Annotated in this window: 18 protein-coding genes; 3 read left to right on the top strand and 15 right to left on the bottom strand. The window is 70.9% G+C overall.

Going from position 1 to position 23,201, the window contains the following annotated elements:
* Positions 1-35: 35 nt before the first annotated feature.
* A complete protein-coding gene (locus VF647_06900) occupies positions 36-2,474 on the bottom strand; it encodes a transglycosylase SLT domain-containing protein (GenBank protein HEX8451804.1) in 2,439 nt (812 codons plus the stop codon).
* A 249-nt stretch (positions 2,475-2,723) separates the two neighbouring features.
* On the opposite strand from VF647_06900, the gene VF647_06905 reads away from it, so the two are divergent.
* Positions 2,724-3,068 carry a helix-turn-helix transcriptional regulator gene (locus VF647_06905; GenBank protein HEX8451805.1) on the top strand — a complete coding sequence of 115 codons (345 nt, stop codon included), beginning with the start codon at positions 2,724-2,726 and terminating at the stop codon, positions 3,066-3,068.
* Between the two features lie 195 nt (positions 3,069-3,263).
* Here the strand turns inward: VF647_06905 and VF647_06910 are convergent, their stop codons facing one another.
* The 14 genes from VF647_06910 to VF647_06975 form a co-directional block, all read right to left on the bottom strand.
* The gene (locus tag VF647_06910; protein ID HEX8451806.1) at positions 3,264-5,834 is read right to left on the bottom strand and encodes a polynucleotide kinase-phosphatase; all 2,571 of its coding nucleotides are present in this window, start codon (positions 5,832-5,834) and stop codon (positions 3,264-3,266) included.
* Complete coding sequence (locus VF647_06915; GenBank protein ID HEX8451807.1) at positions 5,831-7,468, bottom strand: HEAT repeat domain-containing protein; 1,638 nt, start codon at positions 7,466-7,468, stop codon at positions 5,831-5,833. Before VF647_06915 ends, VF647_06910 begins: the two co-directional genes overlap by 4 nt.
* A gap of 24 nt (positions 7,469-7,492) precedes the next feature.
* Complete coding sequence (locus VF647_06920) at positions 7,493-9,292, bottom strand: VWA-like domain-containing protein (GenBank protein ID HEX8451808.1); 1,800 nt, start codon at positions 9,290-9,292, stop codon at positions 7,493-7,495.
* Positions 9,282-10,346 (bottom strand): MoxR family ATPase, encoded by a 1,065-nt coding sequence (locus VF647_06925; protein ID HEX8451809.1) that lies wholly within the window; start codon positions 10,344-10,346, stop codon positions 9,282-9,284. The genes VF647_06920 and VF647_06925 overlap by 11 nt, the downstream gene beginning before the upstream one ends.
* A gap of 48 nt (positions 10,347-10,394) precedes the next feature.
* Entirely contained in the window at positions 10,395-11,783 is a 1,389-nt protein-coding gene (locus VF647_06930) for a 3' terminal RNA ribose 2'-O-methyltransferase Hen1 (protein HEX8451810.1), read from the bottom strand.
* A gap of 424 nt (positions 11,784-12,207) precedes the next feature.
* Positions 12,208-12,501 (bottom strand): helix-turn-helix transcriptional regulator, encoded by a 294-nt coding sequence (locus VF647_06935; GenBank protein HEX8451811.1) that lies wholly within the window; start codon positions 12,499-12,501, stop codon positions 12,208-12,210.
* A gap of 8 nt (positions 12,502-12,509) precedes the next feature.
* Positions 12,510-12,878, bottom strand: coding sequence for a type II toxin-antitoxin system RelE/ParE family toxin (locus tag VF647_06940; protein HEX8451812.1), 369 nt, complete (start codon positions 12,876-12,878; stop codon positions 12,510-12,512).
* A gap of 186 nt (positions 12,879-13,064) precedes the next feature.
* The gene (locus VF647_06945) at positions 13,065-13,529 is read right to left on the bottom strand and encodes a T6SS immunity protein Tdi1 domain-containing protein (protein HEX8451813.1); all 465 of its coding nucleotides are present in this window, start codon (positions 13,527-13,529) and stop codon (positions 13,065-13,067) included.
* Between the two features lie 32 nt (positions 13,530-13,561).
* Positions 13,562-13,816: a hypothetical protein gene (locus VF647_06950; protein ID HEX8451814.1), complete on the bottom strand. Its 255-nt coding sequence runs from the start codon at positions 13,814-13,816 to the stop codon at positions 13,562-13,564.
* 42 nt (positions 13,817-13,858) lie between these two features.
* A complete protein-coding gene (locus tag VF647_06955) occupies positions 13,859-15,220 on the bottom strand; it encodes a M14 family zinc carboxypeptidase (protein ID HEX8451815.1) in 1,362 nt (453 codons plus the stop codon).
* A gap of 5 nt (positions 15,221-15,225) precedes the next feature.
* On the bottom strand, positions 15,226-16,566 hold the full coding sequence (locus VF647_06960) for an amidohydrolase (GenBank protein ID HEX8451816.1): 1,341 nt from the start codon (positions 16,564-16,566) through the stop codon (positions 15,226-15,228).
* A gap of 154 nt (positions 16,567-16,720) precedes the next feature.
* Positions 16,721-18,478, bottom strand: coding sequence for an EAL domain-containing protein (locus VF647_06965; protein HEX8451817.1), 1,758 nt, complete (start codon positions 18,476-18,478; stop codon positions 16,721-16,723).
* 77 nt (positions 18,479-18,555) lie between these two features.
* Entirely contained in the window at positions 18,556-19,308 is a 753-nt protein-coding gene (locus tag VF647_06970) for an SGNH/GDSL hydrolase family protein (protein HEX8451818.1), read from the bottom strand.
* Positions 19,305-20,555 (bottom strand): serine hydrolase domain-containing protein, encoded by a 1,251-nt coding sequence (locus VF647_06975; protein ID HEX8451819.1) that lies wholly within the window; start codon positions 20,553-20,555, stop codon positions 19,305-19,307. The genes VF647_06970 and VF647_06975 overlap by 4 nt, the downstream gene beginning before the upstream one ends.
* Positions 20,556-20,825: 270 nt before the next feature.
* Between VF647_06975 and VF647_06980 the strand changes: the two genes are divergently transcribed.
* On the top strand, positions 20,826-22,628 hold the full coding sequence (locus VF647_06980; GenBank protein ID HEX8451820.1) for a sodium:solute symporter family protein: 1,803 nt from the start codon (positions 20,826-20,828) through the stop codon (positions 22,626-22,628).
* A gap of 306 nt (positions 22,629-22,934) precedes the next feature.
* Positions 22,935-23,201: hypothetical protein (locus VF647_06985; GenBank protein HEX8451821.1), on the top strand; the 267-nt coding region annotated here is incomplete at its 3' end.

The raw sequence follows: 23,201 nt of genomic DNA on the forward strand, positions 1-23,201 counted from the left end.
CTCGAGAGATCCACCGCCGTCCAGACGGATGGCCGTCAGTCCCCCGACACGAGCCCCGGATCGCGCTCCCCGCCGTACAGCCTGCGGTACACGGCCGCGTTCCGAAGCACCACCTTCACGTACTCGCGCGTCTCCGGAAAGGGAATCCGGTCGCGGAACGCATCCACGTCCCGCCCGTACCCCAGCTCGCTCTTCCAGCGATCCGCGTTGCGCGGACCGGCGTTGTACGCGGCGAGCGCCAGGTCGCGCTTCCCGCGGTAGTGGCTGAGCTGGTCGCGGAGGTACGTCGCCGACATCCGCGCGTTGATCTCGGGCACGGTCAGCAGGCGCTCCTCGAACTCCTCCACCCCCGCCGAGCGAGCCAGCCACTTTCCCGTCACCGGCATGATCTGCCCCAGCCCGGCGGCGCCAACCCGCGAGCTCGCCCGCGGGTCGAAGGAAGATTCCTGGCGCACCAGCCCGGCCAGCAGGTACGGGTCCACCTTGGCGCGCTCGGCCGCATCCGCCATCGCGGCTTGGTACGGGAAGGGGAAGACCACGCGCAGCAGCCGCGCATCCCACCGACCGCCACGGTCGGCCAGCAGCCCGCGCCCGATGTTGATCCCCTCCACTGCGTGCCCCCGGTCGCGCAAGCCTTCCGCGATCAGAAGCGTGGCGGTCGGGCGGCGCTCGAGCCTGCGAAGCTGCGCGGCGAGCTCCTCCTCCCATGGCCCATCCAGCCCCGCGCGCTCCAGCTCGTCCAGCCGGCGCAGCGCCGTGGCGGCCTCGGCCGGGTCGGAGGCGAGCCCCGTCCACGGAAGCGGATCGCGCAGCGCGTCGGCCAGCACGTCCGTCCCCAGCCGGTCGGCGGCGCGGACGGCATAGTACGACACCGGGTCGGCGGAGAGGGCGATGCGATACAGCGCCGCGGCCCGGTCGCCGCGCCCGGCGCGCTCGTGATACACCCCTGCGGCGTACGCCACCTCCGACGTCTCCGAGCCGGACGGGTAGCGCGTGGCGTACTCCTCCCACAGCGCGGCGGCCAGCGCTGGGTCGCGGTTCTTGAGCGCGCGGTCGCCCGCGCGGAAGAGGGCTTCGCGGGCGTACGGCCCGATTCGGACCGCCGCGCCGCGCCGGTAGTTGGCGATGGCCAGCTCGCGCGTGCTCGATGCATCGCCCAGAAAGAACCACGCCCCCGCCGCAGCCGCCGTCCCGGGGAAGCGCTCCGCCACCTTTTTGAGCGCCGCGATCCCGTCGTCGCTCTGGCCGGCGCGGAGCAGGGCGCGCGCGGCGAGGAGCTCCGCGTCCGCGGCGTACTCCGGCCCCACGCGCGCGGCGGCATCCGTCAGCGCGGCGTGTGCGGGCTCAGCATCGCCCGCATCCAGCAGGAGCCGCCCCATGCGCAGCCGAAGGAGCGGATCGTCCGGCGCGCCCGCCTTCAGCGCCGCCCGCAGCGCCTTCGCCGCGAGCCCCGGCCGCCCACCCGCCTCGTACGCGTCCGCGCGGGCGAGCTCTTCGTCCATCGTGCGGCCGTTCACGACGCGCCCCAGTGTGGCCGCGGCATTCATCCGCGTGCCCGTCTCCACCCGCGCATCGGCGGCCGCGCGGCGCAACGGCTCGCGTGCCTCCGCGCCTCTGCGAGCCCGCTCCAGCACTCCGGCACGCGCGATCTCCAGCCCCGCCGCCGCCGTCGGGTCGAACTGCGCGGCCGATGCAGCCGCGCGCGCCAGCCGCTCCGCCGCCGCGTCGATCGAACCGCGTCCCGCCAGCACGTTCGCCTCGGCGCGTGCCTGGCGCGCCAGGGCGGCTGCACTGGCCCCGCTCTCGGGCGCTGGCGCGGCCATCGCGTGCCCCGCCTCCACCGCCAGGGCGCGGTACCAGTCCGCCGCGCTCCCCTGCGTCTCCGCGGCGCGGGCGAAGGCGGCGCCCGCCTCCGTCCTCCGCCCCTGGCGCAGGAGCACGCGGCCCAGGCGCGCGTACGCCACAGCGCTCTCGTCCGGCGCGGCGGCGCGGGCGTAGCGGCGGTACGCGTCGGCTGCGCGCGGCCAGTTGCCCCCCGCCTCCTCGGCGCGGCCCAGCAGGAGGAACCCTTCGCCCCCGCCCTCGCGCGCCAGCCACTCGCGCCCGCGCAGAAGTCCGCGCACCTCTGGCCACCCGTTCCACCCCGCCGCGGCGCGCGCCGCGAGCAGCACCACCGCCGGCGGGGCATCCGATCCCTCCGCGACGTGCGGCTGCAGCCCCGTCCACGCGGCCCACGGGCGCCCGTCCGCCAGGGCGGCGCGCGCCAGCGTCACCGCGGCCAGCATCTCGGCGCGCGTCAGCCCCCGCAGCGGGTCCACGTCGAACGACGACGGGACGAGCGTCAGGTCGCGCAGCTCGCGGCGGACGTTCTCCTCCCCCCACGAGGTGCCGATGGCCAGCCCCATCACCACCCCGGCGATGGCCGCCGCGGCGCTGAACGATCCGGAGAGTCGGGTGCGCTGAGTGTATTGCATCCTGCGGAAGCCGAGGTGTGCGGGTCCGGCGGCGCCGGCGTGCTCGCATCCACCGCGCACGAACCGTTCCCCGATGTGGTTTCGGGACACGGAGTTACCGATGGATGGCCGGGGTGGAGGGGGTTAGACCCGGCGCACCGGCGGGAGTTCCGCCCGTAGACACTCGGCGCGTCCTCGACGGCGTAGCGGTCCACGAATGCGGCTGTTCTGCGATGAGCTTGGAAGTGATACTATGATGTCAGGTGAGGGATGAAATCCAACTCAACGTCCAACATGCTGCTACTTAGCGTTCAGAGCCCGCGGGAGATCGCCCGCACCTTGGCAGGACGGGTGAAGGTGCTTCGGCTGGACCACGGCTGGACTCAAGAGGAATTCGCGGCGCGCGCGGGCCTGGCCCTCGCGACATACCGCCAGTTCGAGCGAACAGGGCATATCTCGCTGGAGCGCCTGCTCAAGCTTGCGTTGATCCTGAACGCAACTGAGGGCTTCGAACAGCTCTTCGCCCGCCCCTCTGCACGGTCGCTGGCCGAGCTAGAAAGGCTGGCAGAGCGGCAGACACGCAAGAGGGGGAGGCGGCGCGATGCGAAAGCTTGAAGTACGCCTCGATGGGGACACGTATCGGCCGAGACCGCACACCGTGTCCAGAACGGCATCGCCAGACAGACGGGGTGAACGAACAAAAGCACAGAGACTGCAGAGAAGAGCTACGCCTCTTTTCTGTGTCTCTGTGCCTCTGTGTGAGCCTGCAGTCGGTCTTCGTCTCGGGTGCGCCGAGAACGGCCGAGGCCGCTACAGCCGCGGGTCCACCGGCTCGCTCTCCAGCGCCAGCACGGCGAAAACGCATTCGTGCACGCGGCGCAGGGGTTCGCCGCGGGCGAAGCGCTCCAGGCCCTCGATACCCAGCGCGAACTCGCGGAGGGCGAGCGAGCGCTTGTGCGAGAGGCCGCGCTTGCGCAGGCGCTCCAGGTTCGCCGGCTCCGTGTACTCGGGGCCGTAGATGATGCGCAGGTACTCTCGGCCGCGGCACTTCACGGCCGGCTGCACGATGCCGCGGCGCCCCTTGGCGATGAAGTCCAGCGGCTTCACCACCATCCCCTCGCCGCCGCGCTCCGTGTGCTCCTCCCACCAGCGCACCGCGTCGTCCTGCGCCTCGGGATCGGTGACGTCGACGACGCGGTGGGCGGTCGCGAGCAGCACCTCCGGATCCGCGGCACAGATGCGGGCGATGGTCTCCATGTGCCAGGCGTGGTCGCGGCCCGTGTGCACCGCGCCCTCGCTGGCGAGCAGATGGAAGGGCGCCAGCTTCAGGTCCGCGACCGAGGCGACGTCCCAGCAGTAGCGCCGGTACGCGTCCACGTACTTGCCGGCCAGCGCCTCCCGCTCGCGGAAGTGCGCCAGCAGCTCCACCGCCTGCCCGCGCTCCGCCGCCCGGGCGAGCGCGGGGACGGCCTCGGCGAAGGCGGAGCGCGCCGCCGAGCCGACGGCCGCGTACTGGAAGCGCAGAAGCTCCTGCGCCTTCGCGGACCAGGGCATCAGCTCCGCGTCCAGGCACACCCAGTCCGTCTTCAGCTCATCCCAGATCCCCGCCGCGTCGATGGCAGCCTGCAGCCGCGCCACGAGCTCGGCCTCCAGCGCGGTGTCCGCGAAGAAGCGGCGGCCGGTGCGCGTGTACACGATCCCCACGCCCTCGTCTACCACGCCGAAGCGGCGGCGCGCGGCGTCCTCGTCGCGGCAGACCACGGCGACGGCGCGCGAGCCCATGTGCTTCTCCTCCACGACGACGCGCGGCACACCCTCGTGGCGGTAGTACCCGAACGCCTCCGCGGGGTGCTCCAGCAGGCCGGGCTCCTTCGACGTCTCCGAGGGCGACATCGTGGGTGGCAGGTACAGGAGCCACTTGGGGTTGGCGGCGAAGCGGCTCATCACCTCCAGCGCCGCGGAGGCGTTCTCCTCGCGCACGGTGACGTTGCCGCGCAGGCGCGTGGCGACGATGCGCTTCCCCGTCACGTCCTCAATGTCCAGCACGTCGTCCAGCCGGTGCTGCTCGGAGAGGCGCGGCGCGAGCCGCTCCTCGGGTAGGAAGGGGCGCACCGGCTCCGACCACACGCGCGCCGCCGGCACCGAAACGATCTCGCGCTCGGGGTAGCGGAGCGCGCTCAGCCGCCCGCCGAAGACGCAGCCGGTGTCGATGTTGATGGTGTTGTTCAGCCACTGCGGCTCGGGCACCGGCGTGTGGCCATAGACCATGGTGGCCGCGCCGCGGTACTCAGCCGCCCAGTTGAAGCGCACCGGCAGCCCGAACTCGTCCGTCTCGCCCGTGGTCTCGCCGTAGAGCGCGAACTCGCGCACGGCACCGGAGCCGCGCCCCTGGTACGCCTCCTTCATCCCCGCGTGCGCCACCACCAGCCGCCCCTCGTCGAGCACGTAGTGGCTCACCAGCCCGTCCAGGAACGCCGCCGCGCGGCCCCGGAACTCGGCCGGCTCACGCTCCATCTGCTCCAGCGACTCGGCCAGGCCGTGCTTGAGCTGCACGTTCTTGCCGCGCAGCGCCTTCACCAGCTTGACGTCGTGGTTGCCGGGGACGCAGAGCGCGGTGCCGGCCTCCACCATCCCCATCACCAGGCGCAGCACGCCGGGAGTGTCCGGCCCGCGGTCCACCAGGTCGCCCAGGAAGACGGCCTTGCGGCCCTCGGGCGGGCGCACGGCGTACGCGGGCGCACCGTCCACGCCCGCGACGAGGTCAACCGCGTAGCCCAGCTCCTGGAGGAGCAGCACCAGCTCCTCGCGGCAGCCGTGCACGTCGCCGATGATGTCGAAGGGGCCGTGCTCGTGCTTGCGGTTGTTCCACAGCGGCTCGCGCACGAGCTCCGCGGCCGCGACCTGCTCGGGCGTGTCGAGGACGATGACGTGCCGGAACCCCTCGCGCCCCAGCCCGCGCAGCGACCGCCGAAGCTGATCCTTCTGGTTGCGGATGACGTGCGGGCCGAACGCGCGGTCGGTGCGCTCGCGGTTGCGCTCCCGGCAGAGCTGCTCCTGGAGGTTGAAGACGATGGCGACGGGGATCACGTGGTGCTCGCGCGCCAGCGCCACCAGCGGCTTGCGTGCCTCCGGCTGCACGTTGGTGGCATCCACCACCACGAGGTTCCCCCGCCGCAGCCGCTTGGCCGCGACGTAGTGCAGGACGTCGAAGGCGTCGTTGGTCGCCGACTGGTCGTTCTCATCGTTGGACACCAGCCCGCGGCAATGATCCGACGACAGCACCTCGAACGGGCCGAAGTGCGTGCGCGCAAAGGTGGACTTGCCCGCCCCCGAAGGACCGACCAGCACCACCAGCGACAGCTCGGGAATCTTGATCTTCATGCGTAGCCTTTCATCAGGAAGCGCAGCATACGCTCGCGCTCCGTGTCCAGTGCCGCGCCTTCATCGAGCGCGCGGGCCATGTGTTCCAACTGGTCCCTGGTGGGCTGCACCTGCACGCGGTTGAAACGCGCGATCCACTGCGCCACCTGCTGCCGCGCGATCCCGGCGAGCCGTTCATCCGCGAGCCGGCAAGCGCGGATCATCCAGCCGATGCTGTTCCATTTTCCGGTGGCGGCCAGCAGGAGGAGGGCGTTCCGCCGCACGTGCGCTTCCAAGCCGCCGGCCACGAGGCTCCAGAGCTTCTCCGCTCCAACACGCGCCGCGCGGGGCACCAGCGCCAGCCTCCCCGCCCTGGAGACGCCCGGGCTGTCATCCTCCAGCGCCCGCACGAAGGCCGAGATGTACGCCTCCGGATCGAGGCGGGACAGCGCCGTCACCGCCGCCCTGCGAACGCCCGGAGCGGTGTGCGATAGAAACTCTTCGAGTCGCGCCGCGTCGGCCTCGCTCCCGGTTTCCGCGAGGCCGAAGAGGGCGGGCCGCAGCCGGCTGCCGCGTGCAACCTCCAGCGCGGACAGGTAGAAATCCCGGAACTCGCCGGCCCCTCGTTCTTTGAGATCGTCGCGTGCCGTCTGGCGCAGCGCGGGGCTGGCGTCGAGCAGTGCATCGCGCAGCACGGACTCCGCCGCCTCCGGAAAGTGCCGCACCCACATCCCAAGCACCTCGCGGCGGACGGGCACGAACGGATCGTGGCTCACCTGCTCGAGAATCTCGCGTAGATCGTTTGTATCGAGCACCACCCCTGCGGCTCGAATCGCCCGCAGCCGGATCATCGCGTCCTCGTCGCGGACGGCCGTGCGGATGATCTCCAGCCCGTCCTCCGCCGGCGTATCCAGGAGCAGCCGATAGCACCTCCGCCGGAACCACCGATCGCTCGTGGACAGGGCCGCGCGCAGGGCCGGTCGCCCCGCTGGGCCGGTGAGGAGCTCGTGCACCCGCCCGACCAGCGCCTCGTGGTCCGCGCGTCCGCAGCGCTCTAGCCGCTCCGCGAGCCAGAGGCTGCGGACGAAGTGCGGGGCGCAGGTGGGGACGAGCCGCGCCTGGACCGCCTCGTAGGCCGCATCCCGGACGGGCTCGACCCAGTCGTTGAGCCGGATCAGGAGGTAAGGCAGCTCCCCGCCTCCCTGGAAGGTGGCCAGCTCCCGGACCGCCGCCTCACGCACGTACCCGCTGGGATGGAAGCTCGCCAGTCCCAGAACGGCGACCCCGTGTTCGCCGCAGTCACGGAGGCGGGGTACGTCGTTCACGGCAGCGGATCGGGACGAGTCTCCCGACGCGGTTGCCCACCAGGTGCTTCGCCGAACCTCTTCGGCGATCGCCAGCAGCTCCTTGGGCGTCCGCTGGCCCAGGTACTCGTCGATAGCCGCCGCGGCCTCCGCCATCACTCCCGCGTCCGGTGAGAGGACCAGCGGAAGGAGGTCGGGGAGATCGCGCGGGTCGCGGCGCGCCTCGAAGTAGTCCAGCAGGCGGCGCTGGCGGCTCACCGTTGAATCCTCCAGCACGTGGCGGCGGGGCGGCCTCGTTTCGAAAAGGCGCGCCCACGCCGCACGCAGCCGGTTCAGAGGTCCTGATTCCATCATCCTTCTCCAATCCGTGAAGCATCAACCGATGCGGAACACCTCGCCGCGGGGGACGAAGGGGAGGCGCCGGCATTCGGGGAGCAGGAACGCGTGCTCGCGATGGATCCGCAGCCGGTCGCACTGGCCGTCGGTGATGACCAGCAGCGGTCCGTCCCTGGGGAAGTCGTCCGCGCGGTCCAGCAGGTCGATTGCGGGCTGCAGGACCGTGCCGCCGCGGCCCTTCACCTGCACGCGGTCCGCGATGGCGTCGGGGGGCATGTAGCCCTGGTCGTACGTGGCCGCGTCGCAGAACACCACGCGCACCGCCGGCACGTCGCGCGCGATGCTGTAGCTGGCGATGGTACCGAGGGCCTTCGCCAGGATGTCGCGGTCCATGGAGCCAGAGGTGTCGAGCACCACGCCAAAGGTGCGGCCGTCCTCCGCGCCCGGCGCCGGGACCCAGCGGGGGCGCGGGATGTCCGGCGTGCTGGACTGGCGGCGGCTGGGGCGCGCGTAGCTGCGGACCGTCTCCAGCGGCGCGAAGTGGTCGTCGAACCACTGCGCCAGCCGCACGTCCCAGGGGATCGGCGGCTGGCTGAGCGCGCGGATCTCCTCCACCAGCCCGGCCGGCAGCAGGCCGCGCCCCTGCTGCTCGTGGTAGACGAGGCCCTGCCCCAGGCACCGCCGGTAGAACTCGTCCAGGTCCACGCCGTCGCCCGGCCGCACGTGGCCGGCGCCGCGCTCCAGGATGTCGCCCATACCCACGCCGCGCAGCGTGACCAGCTTGCGGAAGCGCCGCGCGTCGGTGGCGATCCGGTCGTAGATCGCCTCGGCGGACTCGCCCTTCAGCTCCGGGTCGTGGAGCGCGCCCACCTGCGGCAGGTCGCCGATGCGCATCTCCACGAGCCAGCCGTTGATCACGTAGTCACACGCCACGTTCCAGAGGAAAGGGTCGCGCCCCTCGCGGCGGGCCTGGTGGCGCAGGCCCACGTGCAGGAGCTCGTGCGCCATCACGAAGCGGCACTCGTGCTCGTCCAGCCCGGCGGCGGGGTTGATGAAGATCTCGCGGCTCTCCGCGTCCACCGCCGCGATGGAGATCCCCAGCCGCCCGCAGACCAGCGGGTCCTCCACGATGTCGAACGCCGCCGCGAGCGCGCCCAGCAGCGGATAGCTGGCGATGAACCAGTCCCGCGCCCTGCGCGCCTCCGTCACCAGGCTCGTGTCGGCGCCCAGGTGCGCCTCCCGCCCCGCGGCCACGTTGACGGCGCTGGTCACCGCCATCGACAGCCCGCGCCCGAAGCAGGCGCGCCAGTCCACCGGCCGGCCGAAGCGCGGCGTGCGCGGGTCGGAGCGCAGCATGTCCGAGTGCGGCCCCGCCGTGCCGAGCGATGCCAGATGCGGAGGTATCCCGTCGCGGCAGAACTGGGCGTACAGGCGCTCCTCGCTGCGCCGGGGAAGCTCCGGGAGCGGCCCGCCCGGCGCCCGGCCGAGCTTGAGGTCCCCCAGAAAGGCCGCCACGAAGCAGTCACACGCCGCGTTCCACTCGCGCCACCGCTCCGGCGCGCCGTCGAAGTGGCCGAAGCCCAGGTGGAGCAGCGAGTGCGCGATGACGTAAACCCACTGCTCGGGCTCGGCGCGGCGCGCGGCGTGGGGGTGGATGCCGCCCGCCTCCGTCACCACGGCCCAGCCGTCGTCCGGGCACAGGTTGCCCGCGTAGCGGTTGAGGCCGGCGTGCGTCAGGAGCGGCGCGAACATCGGGTGCGCGTGCAGGACGCCGACCGCCGCGTGGAAGTTCTCCGCGGCGACGTCGCGCACCGCGTCGCCGGCTCGCTTACGCGCCACCGGAGCGCTCCACCAGGCGGGGGAGGTCGCGTACGATCTCGACCATCAGCCACCCGGGCAGCGCCTCTCCCTCTCCCTGCTCCGAAACGACGAGCTGCGCCATCTCGAAGTTGATGGCCGCGAGGTCCTTGATCAGCGCCTTGGCGCGGTGGGCCAGCTCCCGCTGCGCCCCGGTGACGCCGGCGGAGTCCGCGGGCAGCTCCTTGGCGAGCTGGGCGCGGAACGAGTGCGCCAGGAAGTACAGGACGTCGCGGTCCTCGGGCGCGTGCGGCCACCCCGTCTCGCCCTTGATGATCGCGCCCAGCCGGTAGCGGCTGCGGATCTGCTTGATGAACGCCCTGAACTGCCCCGCGTGCCCCGGCGACAGGCAGCCGAATGCGAGCACCTCCAGCCACTCGTCCGTGATGCGGTCGCCGTACTCGTGCAACGCGTCGCTCAGCATGTGCCACGACCGGGGCGTGGAGAAGGTTTCCTCGTGCTTGGGCGGCTGGCTCCACAGGTGGTCCGGCCGGTTCTGGACGTACTCGACCACCCAGGGGTGGATGCCGTGGCTCGCGGCCCACTCCAGCCAGTCGCGGTGCGACACCTTGAGGTGCACGTGCACCATCCGGTTGAGGAGGGCGGACGACATCGGCTTCACGATGGCGCTGTCCTGCGCCCGGTTTCCCGCGCCGACCACCACCGACCCTTCGGGCAGATGGTATTCCCCCACGCGCCGCTCGTGGATCAACGAGTAGAACGACTTCTGCACCTCGTGGCTGCAGGCGTTCAGCTCGTCCAGGAAGAGGCAGTACGGCTCCTTGCGCGCGATCGTGGCGGGAGGGCAGAAGCGGCTCACCCCGTCCTCGATCCGCGGGACGCCGATCAGGTCTTCGGGGGCGAGCTGGCTTCCCAGCAGCGATACGCACGGGAGCCCCACCTGCGCGGCGAACTGCTCCACCAGCGACGACTTGCCCGTGCCCGGCGGCCCCCAGATGAAGACCGGGCGCACGACCGCCACGTTGAGCAGGAACTCCGAGAGCTGCTTCTGGGTGACCGTGGTCACGGGGTTCATCCGGATGTCTCCGTCAGGTTCGTCGTACGGTCCGCCATCGTTCCGCCCTCAGCCGCGCGTGAACACCCCCATCTGCGTGGGCGAGCCGAGCGCGGGGTCCTCGGGGCCCACGGGGAGGAAGCGCACGGTGTAGCCGAAGCGCTCCGCGATGCCGCCGGCCCACTCCCTGAACTCCGCGCGCGTCCACTCGAAGCGGTGGTCCTTGTGGCGGAAGGCGCCGGCGGGGAGCGCCTCCCACACGGCGTTGTAGTCCCGGTTGGGCGTGGTCATCACCACCGTGCCGGGGCGCGCGAACTCAAAGAGCACGCGCTCGAAGGCCCGCAGCCGCGGTGGGTCCAGGTGCTCGATCACCTCCACCACCGCCGCCGCGTCGAACCCCGCGATGCGCGGGTCGCGGTACATCAGCGAGCCGTGGATCAGCCGGATGCGCTCGCGCTGCTTCGGCGGCATGCCGTCCAGCCGCAGACGGTCGCGCGCGGTCTCCAGCGTGCGCACCGCGACGTCCATCCCCAGGATCTCGGTGAACTGGCGGTCGTCCAGCAGCATGCGCAGCAGCCGCCCCTCGCCGCAGCCGAGGTCCACCACGCGCGCCGCCCCGCTCGCCCGCAGCGCGGCCGCCACCGCGCCCAGCCGCTGCTGGTTGAGCCCGATCCGCTCCTCCGCCACCACCTCCGGCGCCGTGGCCGCCGGCGTCTGCTCGTCCGCCTCGGGCTCTTCCTCCTCCACGAGGCGCGACAGGGCTTCGCGCGCTAGGCTGTGGCGGTGGCGCAGGTAGCGGCGGGCGATCATGTCGCGCTCCGGGTGGCCCGCCAGCCACCCTTCGCCCTGGCGCAGCAGCTTCTCCACCTCGTCGTCGCCGACCCAGTAGTGCTTGGCGTCGTCCAGCACGGGCACCAGCACGTAGAGGTGGCGAAGCAGGTCGGCCAGCCGTGCCGTGACCCGCAGCGTGACGGTGTGGTAGCGGCTCTCCCCCCAGGCGGGGAACAGCTCGTCCAGCGGATGCCGCTCCACCTCCAGCGCGTAGCCGAGCGGCTCGAACAGGCGCCGCAGCATCTCCTCGCCGCCGCGGCAGGGGACGACGGCTATGCGCGCCTCCAGCGGGATCGGCGTCGCCGCGAGCTCCGGCCGGTCCTTGCTCTTCCCCGACAGCGCGCTCCCGAACACCTGCGCGATCGCCACGCTCAGGAACGACGACGCGACGTACGGCCGGTCGTTCACGTACTGCTGGTCCGCGCCCGCGGATCCGCCGCGCACCAGACCCACCGGATCGACGTCGAGCAGCACCGCCGCCGTGCAACGCTCCTCCGAGACCTCCGGGTAGAAGACGTGCGCCTGACCGAACGAGAGCGGAAAGCTCTGCGCGCGCGCCGGGTTCTTGTAGAGTAGATACCCCAGATCCGTCGCCGGGTGGTGCGTGGTGGTGATCGTCAGCAGCATGGGTCCCGCGTTAGGGTTATCGGGTGAAGATGCGTCGGCGGGCGCAAAAAGCCCCGCCTCATGATGTTACGAGGCAGGGCGCTGGGAGTCTTGCTCCGCCTGGTTCCGCGGTGCCGAAGGGGCTACGCCGGAACGATCCTCGTCTGTGCTATTCCCGGAACGGCACCTGTGCCGCGCGCACGCCGGCCCTTGAGGGCGGCGTAAGTCGCGACAACCTGACCGGCGTTCCGAGCATCAGCCCCACCATCTCCGTGCCTCCAAATCCTGTGTCCAGAAACGACGAAAGGAGCCGCATTCCTCTTGCCTTCCGTTAGGATGGCACGGCAGTTGGCGCGCAAACGCACGCTCAACCGCCAGAGGGACGCGACTCCCGGGGCAAGACTTTGTCAGAACGCGAGCTCGTTGTCAAGCTCCCGAAAGCGACTTACGCGGCTTCGGCGACGAAATGCACTTCCATCTGCACGCCGGCGTGGGAGAGCATGTTGACGAGCGAGTCGATGGTGAACTCGTCTATACGCCCGTTCATGATCTCGCTGATGCGTGGCTGAGTCGTTCCAAACACCTTCGCCGCTTCCGTCTGCTTCAATCCACGCTCGCGGATCGTGCGCTTGATGTGGGCCATGAGGGTGGACCTCATCTTCAGGTTCTCCGCCTCTCCAACTTCGAATCCCAGATCTGCGAAGATGTTTCCGCCCGGAGGAGTGACGTGCTTAGCCATCGGCGTGCTCAGGGTTGGCGTTTCCGCGCGCGTTGTTCGTTCATCAACTCCGTGTAGTGCTTCCTTGCGCGCTCGATGTCGTGCCGGCTCGTCTGCGGCGTCGTTTTCCGAAAGGCGTGCAGCACGTAGACGGCGTCATCGAACTTAGCCACGTATATGACGCGGTGCTCCAGCCTTCCGTTGCCGTCATCCGTCTTGATCCTGATCTCGCGGGCGCCGGAGCCTACCGTCGCGATCGGCTTCCAATCGCTCGGGTCTTCGCCCAAGGCCACCTGGTGGAGTTCGTACCCGGCCTGGCGCCGCGCCTTCGGAGGGAACGCGCTGATGTCTTCAAGGCTCGATCCCTCAAAGGCGACAGGTTTCTCGCCGCTTCTCATTCTATACCCAGTTCCGATATGAAACAAGGCTCCAGGAATTGATCCTGGAATGGAGACGAGGGTGCTCGACAACCGATTTCGCAATCAATACGCCGCTCCCTCGGCCGGTGCCGCTTGCAATCGGCACCGGTGGCCATTTCAAGCTACAAGCGAAGACGAGGCGTGTTTCCCTCCACCCTTCAGCCGTTAATCGGTAGTTCGAAGCTGAACCCGAGTCCCTGGCGGGGGGCTGACGATCTTTTCGCAGATCGGCCCCCACCCGTCCAGGTGATCGTAGAGGGTGCGGATGCGGAAGTTGGACGGCTCGTATTTGCCTCCGAGCGCGGGGAGCATTACGTAGCTGAAGCACTCGGACGCGCCGCGCGTCGGGCCCTGCGCTTCGATCGCATCCACGAGCCCCGGACCGAACCAGAAGTTCCGCTGTTCCTCATCTTCCCAGGCCTCGGCCAGCGCGGACCGGCTGGGTGCAGCGGGGGTCAGCTCGATGCTCCCGACGTCGAGCCAGTGCACGGCGCCTCCCGTGTCTTCCAGGAACAGGTCTCCGAGGGCGGTGCCGAATAAGACCGTCCACGAGGAAGGCACCAGCCAACGCCAGTGCCGCAGTAGCCGCACATGGTCGAGATCGTCAGTGGCGATGCCGTACCGGTTCATCAGAGTGGTTGGTCCGGGTACGCAAAGCCCAGTCACGGCTCCGGCGGCGGCGCCGCTTCTGCCGGAGTCGCGGCGGGCAGGGTCGCGTTGGTGTCGGCGGGCGTCATGGCGGCCGCTGTGGTGTCTGGAGTCGTTGGTGTCGGGGTCTGGGCGGCGGGGATGGCGGTCGAGGGGCCGGCGGGCTCGCTCTCGACGCCGCTCTTCTCGGTGGTCTGCGGAGCCTCCTTGGGATCGGAGCTGCACGCGGCGAGGACGAGCAGGGCGAGCAGGGCGGCGGTCTTGAGCATGGTATCCGTTGGCTTGAGGATCGGCGCGAGTCCGCGGGTGCGTTACTGGACCGGCGGTGGAGCTCTGCGGGACGTGTCCGCGTCGATCCTCCACACCACCGCGCTAGCGGGGTCGCGGCCACGGCGGAGGACGAACGATGCGGGGCGGTCCACCATCAGCGCCGCGCGGCCGGGGACGTCCTGCGCGAGCGATTCGCGGCCCGGGTGCAGGAAGAGACCCGTCGCGACGATGGTGTCGCGGGCGGCGGCCTCGGCCAGGTCGCCGACCTCCACGATGTGCCCGCCGCGGCGCGCCAGCGGATCTGCGAAGTTGATGGTCACATCGGCGCGGTACGGCTCCAGCCCTGGCACCACGATGGTGGAGCCGCGCACCAGCAGGTCGTTGACGGCCCTGCCGTTCTCGGGCAGTTCCTCGTAGCGGGCGGGGTCGGCGGCGGCGTAGGACTCGGTGGCGATGGCGTCGAGCGCGGCCAGGAGCGACACGAAGTTCACCCGCCGCAGGTACTGCTTTTCGGGATCGTTGCGCCAGCCGCCGGACTCGATGAGCACCGTGCTCGTCCCCAAGCTCTGCATCAGGTCGCCGAAGGCGCGCGGGTTGTAGGTGTCGTCGTAGCACGTGACGTGGCCGGCCACCAGCGGCTCGGCGGCCATGCGCACCACCGCCGCCACACGCTTTGCCCGCATGCGCACGGCGTTGTCCTCAGGCGTGGGGCCGAACGGCGGCGCGAGCAGCGCGATGGCCGCCAGCCGGTCGCTCGTGCCGACGCGGGCGCGGACGTCCTGGTCGTGAAGGTTGAAGCCAAACTGGGGGCGGAACCGCTCGTGCTCCGCGCGCAGCAGCCGTCCCTCGGGGGTGGCCTGCGCCCGCGCGTCGCGGTTGACGTCGATCCCCATCGCGTTGCGCCGCTGGAAGCGCTCGGCGCCGTCCGGGTTCAGCATGGGGAGGGCCTCGATGGTCAGCCGCTCGGCCAGGCGGCGTGCGCGCGGGTCGTCCGGCGCTTCGGCCAGGAAGCGGAAGAGGTCCGCGAGCGCCATCGTGGCGGTGGACTCGTTACCGTGCATCTGCGACCAGAGCAGGACGCGCGTGGGGCCTGTGCCGTAGCGCACGCGGTAGATCGGGCGCCCCTCGGCCGAGCGCCCTGCCTCCTCGCGCTCGGGCCCGCCCGCGGCATCCACGATCGGTCCCAGCGCGCTCCACAGCTCCCCGTGCGTGAACTCGCGTGTGCCGAGGGCGGCCACGCGGTAGCGCTCGTGCAGCCGCGTGAGCTCGCCCGTGTCCGCGCCCGCGAGGAACCCCTCCGTGAGGGCCTGCCGCCGCGCGCACGCAAAGAGCGCGAGCGGCAGCAGGACGACGGCGAGCGCACGCCCGCCCGCTGCGCGGCGCATCGGGCTCGGGAAGCGCATGGTGGTCAGCGGCGCGGGGCGGGGCGGGCCAGGTAGTCCACCGCGAGCTGCGTCATGGCGCGCACGCCCACGGGGAGCGCGCCCTCATCGGCGAAGAAGAGGGGCGAGTGGTTGGGCGCCACTTTGGTGAGGTCCTGCCCGGCGGGGACCACGCCCAGGAAGATGAAGAGCCCCGGCACCTGCGCCTGGAACTCGGAGAAGTCCTCCGCGCCCATGGTGGGCGGCACCAGCTGCACGCGCTCCGCGCCGCCGACGCGCTGGAGGGTGGGGAGCATCCGCTCGGTGAGCGCGGGATCGTTGAAGGTGAGCGGCGCCACGCCCTTGTCGATCACCACCTGCGCGGTGGCGCCGGCGCTCTGCGCGATCATCTCGGCGGTGCGGCGGATGCGGTCATGCACGTCGGTCTGCATGTCCTTGTCGAGCGTGCGGATGGTGCCCACCATCACCACCGAGTCGGGGATGATGTTGCCGCGAACCCCGCCGTTGATGCTCCCGATGGTCACGACGATCGGCGCGGTGGTCAGGTTGCTCTGCCGGCTGGCGATGGTCTGCAGCCCCTGGACGATCTGCGCGCTGATGACGATGGGGTCCACGCCGCTCCACGGTACAGCGCCGTGCGTCTGACGGCCGCGCACGATAATGCGCAGGTTGTCCGCGGCGGCCATCGCGCCGCGCGGGCGGTACGAGATGGTGCCCACCGGCGCCGGGATGACGCCCACGTGCAGCCCGAAGATGGCTTCCGGCTTCGGGTTCTCCAGCACGCCCTCCCTCACCATCATCTTCGCGCCGCCCTCCTCGCCGGCGGGCGGGCCCTCCTCGGCGGGCTGGAAGATGAACTTCACCGTTCCCGGGAGCTGCGCGCGCATCCCGGCCAGCACCTCCGCGGCGCCCATCAGGATGGCGACGTGGTTGTCGTGCCCGCAGGCGTGCATCACCCCCACCTGCTGGCCGTTGTACTCCGTCCTCGCCTTCGACGCGAAGGGGAGGTTCACCTGCTCCGTCACCGGCAGCGCGTCCATGTCCGCCCGCAGCGCCACCACGGGCCCCGGCCGCCCGCCCTTGAGCACGCCCACGACGCCGGTGTGCGCGACCTCCGTCTGCACCTCCATCCCCAGGGCGCGCAGGTGCTCGGCGACGAGGCGGGCGGTGCGCACCTCGCGGTTCCCCAGCTCCGGGTTCTGGTGGATGTCGCGCCGCCACGCCACCACCTTGGGCGTCACCGCCTCCACGCGCCGCTGGATGTCGGCATCCGCCGGCCCGCCCTGCGCCGCGGCGGGGAGCGGCGCCAGCGCGAGCGCACCCAGCAGCCAGGCGGCGCGGGCGGGGGAACTCTGGATACTGCGCATCGGAAAGCTCCTGGTCACGAATCGTTGAAAAGGGGCGGTCAAGAATATAGAACGAACGGCGAAAAGCATCACACAGAGGGCACAGAGGGAACCGCAAAGGCGCAGAGAGAATCCCCTCCTTCCGTTCTTTCAGTGCGTCTCTGTGTGATATTTCCTACCAGCGCGGCCCATCCGCCAGCAGCGAGGCGAGGGCGGGGGCGGCGATGGGGCGGGAGAAGAAGTAGCCCTGCGCGTAGTCGAAACCCACCTCGCGCACACGCCGCAGGTCCGCCTCGGTCTCCACGCCCTCGGCGATGACCTGGAGGTTCAGGGCGCGGATCAGGGCGACGATGGAGCGCAGGATCACCGGGTCGTCGCCGCCGCGCGCCACGAAGGAGCGGTCGATCTTGACCGCGTCCACCGGCAGCCGCTCCAGGTAGGCGAGCGACGAGTAGCCGGTGCCGAAGTCGTCCAGGTGGATCACCACGCCGAGCGCGCGCAGCTCGTGGAGGGCCGCGATCGCCGTCTCCGCGTTGCGGACGATCTCGCCCTCGGTGATCTCCAGCGCCAGCCGCCGCGCGGGAAGGCCGCATCCGTGGAGCACGCGCTGGACCTCGGCCACCAGGCGGGGGTCGCCTAGGTGCGCGGCGGAGACGTTGACGCTCACGCTCAGCTCCGCGTCCGCGGCGGCCACCTCGCACGCCCGCTCCATGGCGAGCATGTCCAGCGGAAAGGAGAGCCCCACCTCCTCGGCGATGCGTACGAAGCGGTCCGCCGCGATCGCCCCCAGCTCGGGATGCGACCAGCGCGAAAGGGCCTCCGCTCCCGCGATGACGCCGTCCGAGAGCCGCACGATGGGCTGGAAGTGCACCTCCAGCCCGCCGGACGAAAGCGCCTCCGCCAGCCCGCTCTCCAGCGCGAGCCGCTCCTGCACGTGCGCGTGGAGCTCCGCGTCGAAGAGGACCACGCCGCCGCGGCGCGCCTCCTTGGCCCGGTACAGCGCCAGGTCCGCGCGGCGGATCAGCTCGTTGCCGCTCACGTCGCCGGCGACGGCGGTTCCCGTGCTGCCGCGCACCCGCACGCGCCGTCCGGACACCTCGATCCACCCAAGGCACCCGTCGACCACCTCGGCGACGTGGGCCGCGAGGGACTCCTCGTCGCATGCGGGGACGCTGAAGACGAACTCGTCGCCGCCGAAGCGGGCGACGAACGCTTCGGGGCCCGCGCACTTCCGCAGCCGTGTGCCCACCTCGCACAGCACCTCGTCGCCGGCGGCGTGGCCGAGGCTGTCGTTGACGACCTTGAAGCCGTCCAGGTCCAGGAAGGAGAGGGCGATCCGCGCGCCCGGCTCGGCCAGGACGCGGTCGAGGTGCTCCAGGAGCGCGGCGCGGTTCGGCAGGCCGGTGAGGGGATCGTGGAGCGCCGCGTGCCGCAGCCGGTCCTCCGCGCGCCTGCGCTCGGTGACGTCGCGGCCGATCACCTGCGCGCCTGGCCGTCCCCTGACGAGCACCGGCACCGAGATGATCTCCACGATGCGCACGCTCCCGTCGCGGTGCATCAGCCGCAGCTCGACCACCTCGGGCGAGACGCGCTCGTCGAAGACCCGCTTCATGCGGTCCAGCACGCGAGCGCGGTCATCCGGGTGCACGAAGCCCAGCAGCGAGCGCCCGACCACTTCCTCCGGAGTGAAGCCCACCGCCCGTGCCGCGGCGCGATTGGCGTACAGCAGCCCGCCCTCGTCGTAGAGGAAGATGGGCTCGGGCGACTGCTCGACCAGGGTGTGGCAGTCCTCCTCGGTCCATCCGAAGCGGCTCGACCACGGATCGGGGAACTCGACCGACAGCTCGGGAAACGCATCGGCGAGGACCTCCCGCAGCGCCTCGCGCATCCCTTCATCCACCCCGATCAGGATCAGCCGCGGGTGCCTATCCACCAATGTCGCTCCGGTCGCATGGGTCGCCCGTACGCGCGCGAGTCCACGCACGGAGCGCGCCCGCCGGCCCGCGCCCGTCACCGCCGCCTGCGAAGCGCCTGCGCGATCGCCCGCTCCGCGAGCGGCGCCATCACCCGGTACCCCGCCTCGTGCGGATGCACGCCGTCGGCGGAGAGGTCGCCGCGCAGCCCCTGCCGCTCGTCCGCCATCGCCGTGTGGAAGTCGAGGTACACGGCGCCGTGGCTCACCGCGTAGTCCCTGATCCACGTGTTCAGCGCGACGATGATCGGGGCCGGCTCCAGCTCCGGCTTCCACCGGTAGCGGAACGCCGGCAGGACCGACGCGAGCACCACCCGGATGCCGTTCGCCTGCGCCAGCTCCGTCATCGACGCGATGTTGTCCTGGATCATCTCCAGCGTGGCCGGCCCGGTGTTTCCCGCGATGTCGTTGGTCCCCGCGAGGATCACGACGACGCGCGGCTTCAGCGCGATCACGTCCTGGCGGAAGCGCACCAGCATCTGCGGCGTCGTCTGGCCGCTGATGCCGCGCGCTACGTACGGCTTCCCCGGGAACATCGCGGCGAAGTGCGGCGCCCATCCTTCCACGATGGAGTTGCCCATGAAGACGACCCGCTCCTCGCCCCTCCGAGGCGGCCCCAGCGCGGCGTTCTCCGCGCGGAAGCGCTCCAGGTACGCCCAGTCCGTCCGCAGCCGGTCCGGCGTCTGGGCCTGAGCGGAGGCGGCGGGCGCGGCGATGGCGCCTCCGACCGCCGCCGCCTTCGTGAGCGCCTTCAGCATGTCGCGGATGAACGTCGCGGCGCGCGCCGTCATCTGCCTCCGCGGTCGCGGCTCCGTGGCGCGGGGCCTGTCACGGAGCGCTGCACGGCATCGGCGACGGCGATGCGCAGGGGGCCGAGCTTCGGGTTGTCGCGGGTGGGGTTGATGCGGTTCGTCAGCAGCACCACGAAGACGCCGTTCACGGGGTCCATCCAGATGGAGGTGCCGGTGAAGCCCGTGTGGCCGAACGAGGTCGGGGAGAAGTAGCGGCCCGCGCTCGATCCGGGGTACGGCGTGTCCCACCCCAGCGCCCGGCTGGACGTTTCGGGGTTCTGGCGCCGCGTCCAGCGCGAGATGGTCTCGGGGCGCAGGATGCGCACGCCGCCGTACTCGCCGCCGTTCAGCATCATGGTGGCGAAGACGCCCAGATCGCGCGCGCTGGAGAAGAGCCCCGCGTGCCCCGCCACGCCGCCGAGCGACCATGCGTTCTCATCGTGCACCACGCCCCACACCTGCCCGCCGCGGAACGCCTGCACCTCGGTGGGCGCGATGCGCGGGCGGAGCGACTCGGGCGGATTGAACCGCGTGTCGCGCATCCCCAGCGGCTCGAAGACGCGCTTGCCCAGGAACGCGTCGAGCGGCTCGCCCGTCACGCGCTCCACCACTAGCTGGAGGACGATCAGGTTCCAGTCGATGTACTCGAAGTGCGTGCCCGGCGGGTGCGCCAGCGGGCGGGCGTTGATGGCCTTGAGGTACTCCTCGCGCCCCTTCGCCTCGCGATACAGCGTGTGGTACGCGTTCATCCCGCTGTTGTGCGCGAGGAGCATGCGCGGGGTGATCGCCGCCTTGTCGGGCGCGTCGAAGCCGGGAAGGTACCGTGTGACGGGGCGGTCGAGGTCGAGCCGCCCCTCCTCCTCCAGGATCATCGCCGCGGTCGTGGTGGCGACCACTTTGGTGAGGGAGGCGAGGTCGTACAGCGTGCTGTCGGTGACGGCGGGCGCGCCCTGCGCCCAGTCCGTGCGCCCGTACCCCTTGCTCGCCACGATCCGCCCGCTCCGCCCTACGGCGATGGCCGCCCCGGGAGAGGCGCGGTCCGCGATGGCCGCCTCGATGATCGAATCGAGCGACGGGATCAGCCGTTCGCTCATCCCCACCTCCGCCGGCGTCGCGAGCGCTGGGCGCGGGGCGGGGCGCGGCGCCGCAACCGCTGGAGGCGCCGCCGCGGGCTTCTCGCGCGTCGGAGCGGGCGAGGGTGCGCACGCGGCCAGCAGCGGGATCGCGGCGAACAAGACTCGGTTCATAACATCTCCAGGGAACGGCTGGGCCTCACACAGAACAGAGACACAGAGGGGTGAGGAAAGAATAAGGGAAAGGGCTTCCTCTGCGCCTTGCGGTTCCCTCTGTGCTCTCTGTGTGAGGCTGTTCTAGAGGGAATCAGTGTAGGATGAATCTGCTCGCCGCCACAAGAGACCCGCCGCCGCGCTTCCGCTCGATTCTCTTTGCCACCTCGATATTCGCGCGCTAGAATCAGCATCCTCACCCACGCCCCGCCCGCCCCCGGAGCACACCCGATGAAGCTCGCCCTCGTCGACTGGCTGATCGTGGCCGCGTACTTCGTCCTTTCCGCCGCCATCGGCCTCGCCTACACCCGCCGCGCGGGGAAGAGCGTGTCGGAGTACTTCGTCTCCGGCCGCTCCGTGCCCTGGTGGCTCGCGGGCACGTCGATGGTGGCCACCACCTTCGCCGCCGACACCCCGCTGGCGGTCACCGGGATGGTGGCGTCGAACGGCATCGCCGGCAACTGGCTCTGGTGGAACATGGTGATGAGCGGGATGCTCACCGTTTTCTTTTACGCCCGGCTCTGGCGGCGCGCGGGGGTGATGACCGACGTGGAGTTCACCGAGCTTCGCTACAGCGGCAGGCCGGCGGCCATCCTGCGCGTCTTCCGCGCGCTGTACATGGCGCTCCCCATCAACCTGATCATCATCGGCTGGGTGAACCTGGCCATGCTCAAGATCCTCGGTGTGACGCTGGGGATCGCACCGGTGCAGGCACTGGTGGTGATGTTCGTGGTGACGATGGCGTACTCGGTGCTCTCCGGGCTCTGGGGCGTGCTGGTGACGGACTTCGTGCAGTTCGGCATCGCGATGGGCGGCTCCATCATCCTGGCGATCTTCGCGGTGAACGCCGTTGGCGGCATCGACACGCTCGTCGCGCGCCTCCCGGAGCACTACGGCTCGGCCGATGCCGCGCTCTCCTTCTTCCCGCGTAGCGACGCGGCGTGGATGCCGCTCACCGCATTCCTGGCGTACCTCTCGGTGCAGTGGTGGGCGACGTCGTATCCCAGCGCGGAGCCGGGTGGGGGCGGGTACATCGCGCAGCGCATCTTCAGCGCCCGCACCGAGCGCGACGGGATGCTGGCGACGCTCTGGTTCAACATCGCCCACTACGCCATCCGCCCCTGGCCGTGGATCCTGACCGCGCTCTGCGTGGTGGTGCTCTACCCCGACCTCGAAGACCCCGCCACGGGCTACATCAGCGCCGTCGTCGACCTGCTCCCCACCGGCTTCCGCGGGCTGATGATCGCGGCGTTCGCGGCGGCGTACATGTCCACCATCGCCACGCAGCTCAACTGGGGCGCGTCGTACCTGATCAACGACCTCTACCTCCGCTTCGTCAACCCGGCGGCCGAGCAGCGAAAGGTGATCGCGCTCTCCCGCCTCGCCACCGTGGTGACTTTCATCCTGGGCTCGGGCGTCACCTACATCCTGTACTGGGTCGGCTCCATCGAGGGCGCGTGGCGCATCATGATCGCGCTGGGGGCGGGGACGGGGCTGGTGTACATCTTTCGCTGGTACTGGTGGCGCATCAACGCGTGGTCGGAGATCAGCGCCATGGTCGCCGCGCTGGTCTCCTTTGCCGCGCTCACCGGCCTCGGCATCTACGACCCCGTGGACCCACTGGAGGGCGCCTACCTGATGCTTGCCACGACCGTCATCACCACGATCGTCTGGGTCGCCGTCACCTTTCTGACCGCCCCCACCGACGAGGCGAAGCTGGTGGACTTCTACCGCCGCGTGCGCCCCGGCGGACGCGGGTGGCGCCCGGTGCAGGCGCTGGCCGGCTTCCCCAACGAGCCCGTGGCCGAGGGCGCGCTGGGGTGGGCCAACTGGGTCGCGGGCGTGGTGAGCGTCTACGCCACCCTGTTCGGCGTCGGCCGCCTCCTCTTCGGCGCCTACACCGAAGCCGCCCTCTACCTCCTCGCCGCCGCCATCGCCTTCGCCGTAATCGCCCGCAACCTCGGCCGCGGGGAGGAGGTGCACCGGGCGCGGGAGCCGGTGGGTACAATCCGAGGAATCGCAGAGGCATCATGACACGACACCCAGACAACTCCGAGGAAGCCGCAGTGGTGGCCTTCCTCCAACTTCTTGAGGGCGACCTCACCCGCCATCCGGAGCGGCTGCGTGGAATACCGCGCAGTCTATACGAACGCCTAGTGGCCGTAACGGAAGGCGTGCAAGCGCACCCGGATGAGGCGATCGAAGGTGCCGTTGCCCTCTAAAGGAAACGGCTCGCTGTGGAACGAAGCTCCGGCTACCATCTTGCTGCGTCGCAACGCGCGGCCCATGATGCGGTGCAGCCTCGCAGCACGTCCGCTTTCCACGACACCAGAGGGCACGATGTTCCGCACCGCAGCCATCGTTTTCATCCTCCTGTTCGGTAGCGAGCAGCTTTCCGCACAGGCCACGGGTGCGGCTGGGCCGGTGACCGCGCTGGTGGGCGGCACGCTCATCGATGGCACCGGGCGCGGACCCATCGCGGGCGCCACGGTGGTGATGCGGGAGGGGAGGATCGTGTGCGCAGGGACGGGGTGCACGGTGCCGGCGGGGGCGCGGCGGGTGGACGTGCGCGGGAAGTACGTGATCCCGGGGCTGGTGGACGCGCAC

Origin of the sequence: Longimicrobium sp., from assembly GCA_036387335.1 — a bacterium.
In the GTDB taxonomy this organism is placed as follows: Bacteria; Gemmatimonadota; Gemmatimonadetes; order Longimicrobiales; family Longimicrobiaceae; genus Longimicrobium.

Bases quoted from the DNA above. Each gene is read 5' to 3' on its own strand.
- VF647_06900 (HEX8451804.1), bottom strand. From the start codon at position 2,474: ATGCAATACACTCAGCGCACCCGACTCTCCGGATCGTTCAGCGCCGCG.
- VF647_06905 (HEX8451805.1), top strand. From the start codon at position 2,724: ATGAAATCCAACTCAACGTCCAACATGCTGCTACTTAGCGTTCAGAGC.
- VF647_06910 (HEX8451806.1), bottom strand. From the start codon at position 5,834: ATGAAGATCAAGATTCCCGAGCTGTCGCTGGTGGTGCTGGTCGGTCCT.
- VF647_06915 (HEX8451807.1), bottom strand. From the start codon at position 7,468: ATGGAATCAGGACCTCTGAACCGGCTGCGTGCGGCGTGGGCGCGCCTT.
- VF647_06925 (HEX8451809.1), bottom strand. From the start codon at position 10,346: ATGAACCCCGTGACCACGGTCACCCAGAAGCAGCTCTCGGAGTTCCTG.
- VF647_06930 (HEX8451810.1), bottom strand. From the start codon at position 11,783: ATGCTGCTGACGATCACCACCACGCACCACCCGGCGACGGATCTGGGG.
- VF647_06935 (HEX8451811.1), bottom strand. From the start codon at position 12,501: ATGGCTAAGCACGTCACTCCTCCGGGCGGAAACATCTTCGCAGATCTG.
- VF647_06940 (HEX8451812.1), bottom strand. From the start codon at position 12,878: ATGAGAAGCGGCGAGAAACCTGTCGCCTTTGAGGGATCGAGCCTTGAA.
- VF647_06945 (HEX8451813.1), bottom strand. From the start codon at position 13,529: ATGAACCGGTACGGCATCGCCACTGACGATCTCGACCATGTGCGGCTA.
- VF647_06950 (HEX8451814.1), bottom strand. From the start codon at position 13,816: ATGCTCAAGACCGCCGCCCTGCTCGCCCTGCTCGTCCTCGCCGCGTGC.
- VF647_06955 (HEX8451815.1), bottom strand. From the start codon at position 15,220: ATGCGCTTCCCGAGCCCGATGCGCCGCGCAGCGGGCGGGCGTGCGCTC.
- VF647_06960 (HEX8451816.1), bottom strand. From the start codon at position 16,566: ATGCGCAGTATCCAGAGTTCCCCCGCCCGCGCCGCCTGGCTGCTGGGT.
- VF647_06970 (HEX8451818.1), bottom strand. From the start codon at position 19,308: ATGACGGCGCGCGCCGCGACGTTCATCCGCGACATGCTGAAGGCGCTC.
- VF647_06975 (HEX8451819.1), bottom strand. From the start codon at position 20,555: ATGAACCGAGTCTTGTTCGCCGCGATCCCGCTGCTGGCCGCGTGCGCA.
- VF647_06980 (HEX8451820.1), top strand. From the start codon at position 20,826: ATGAAGCTCGCCCTCGTCGACTGGCTGATCGTGGCCGCGTACTTCGTC.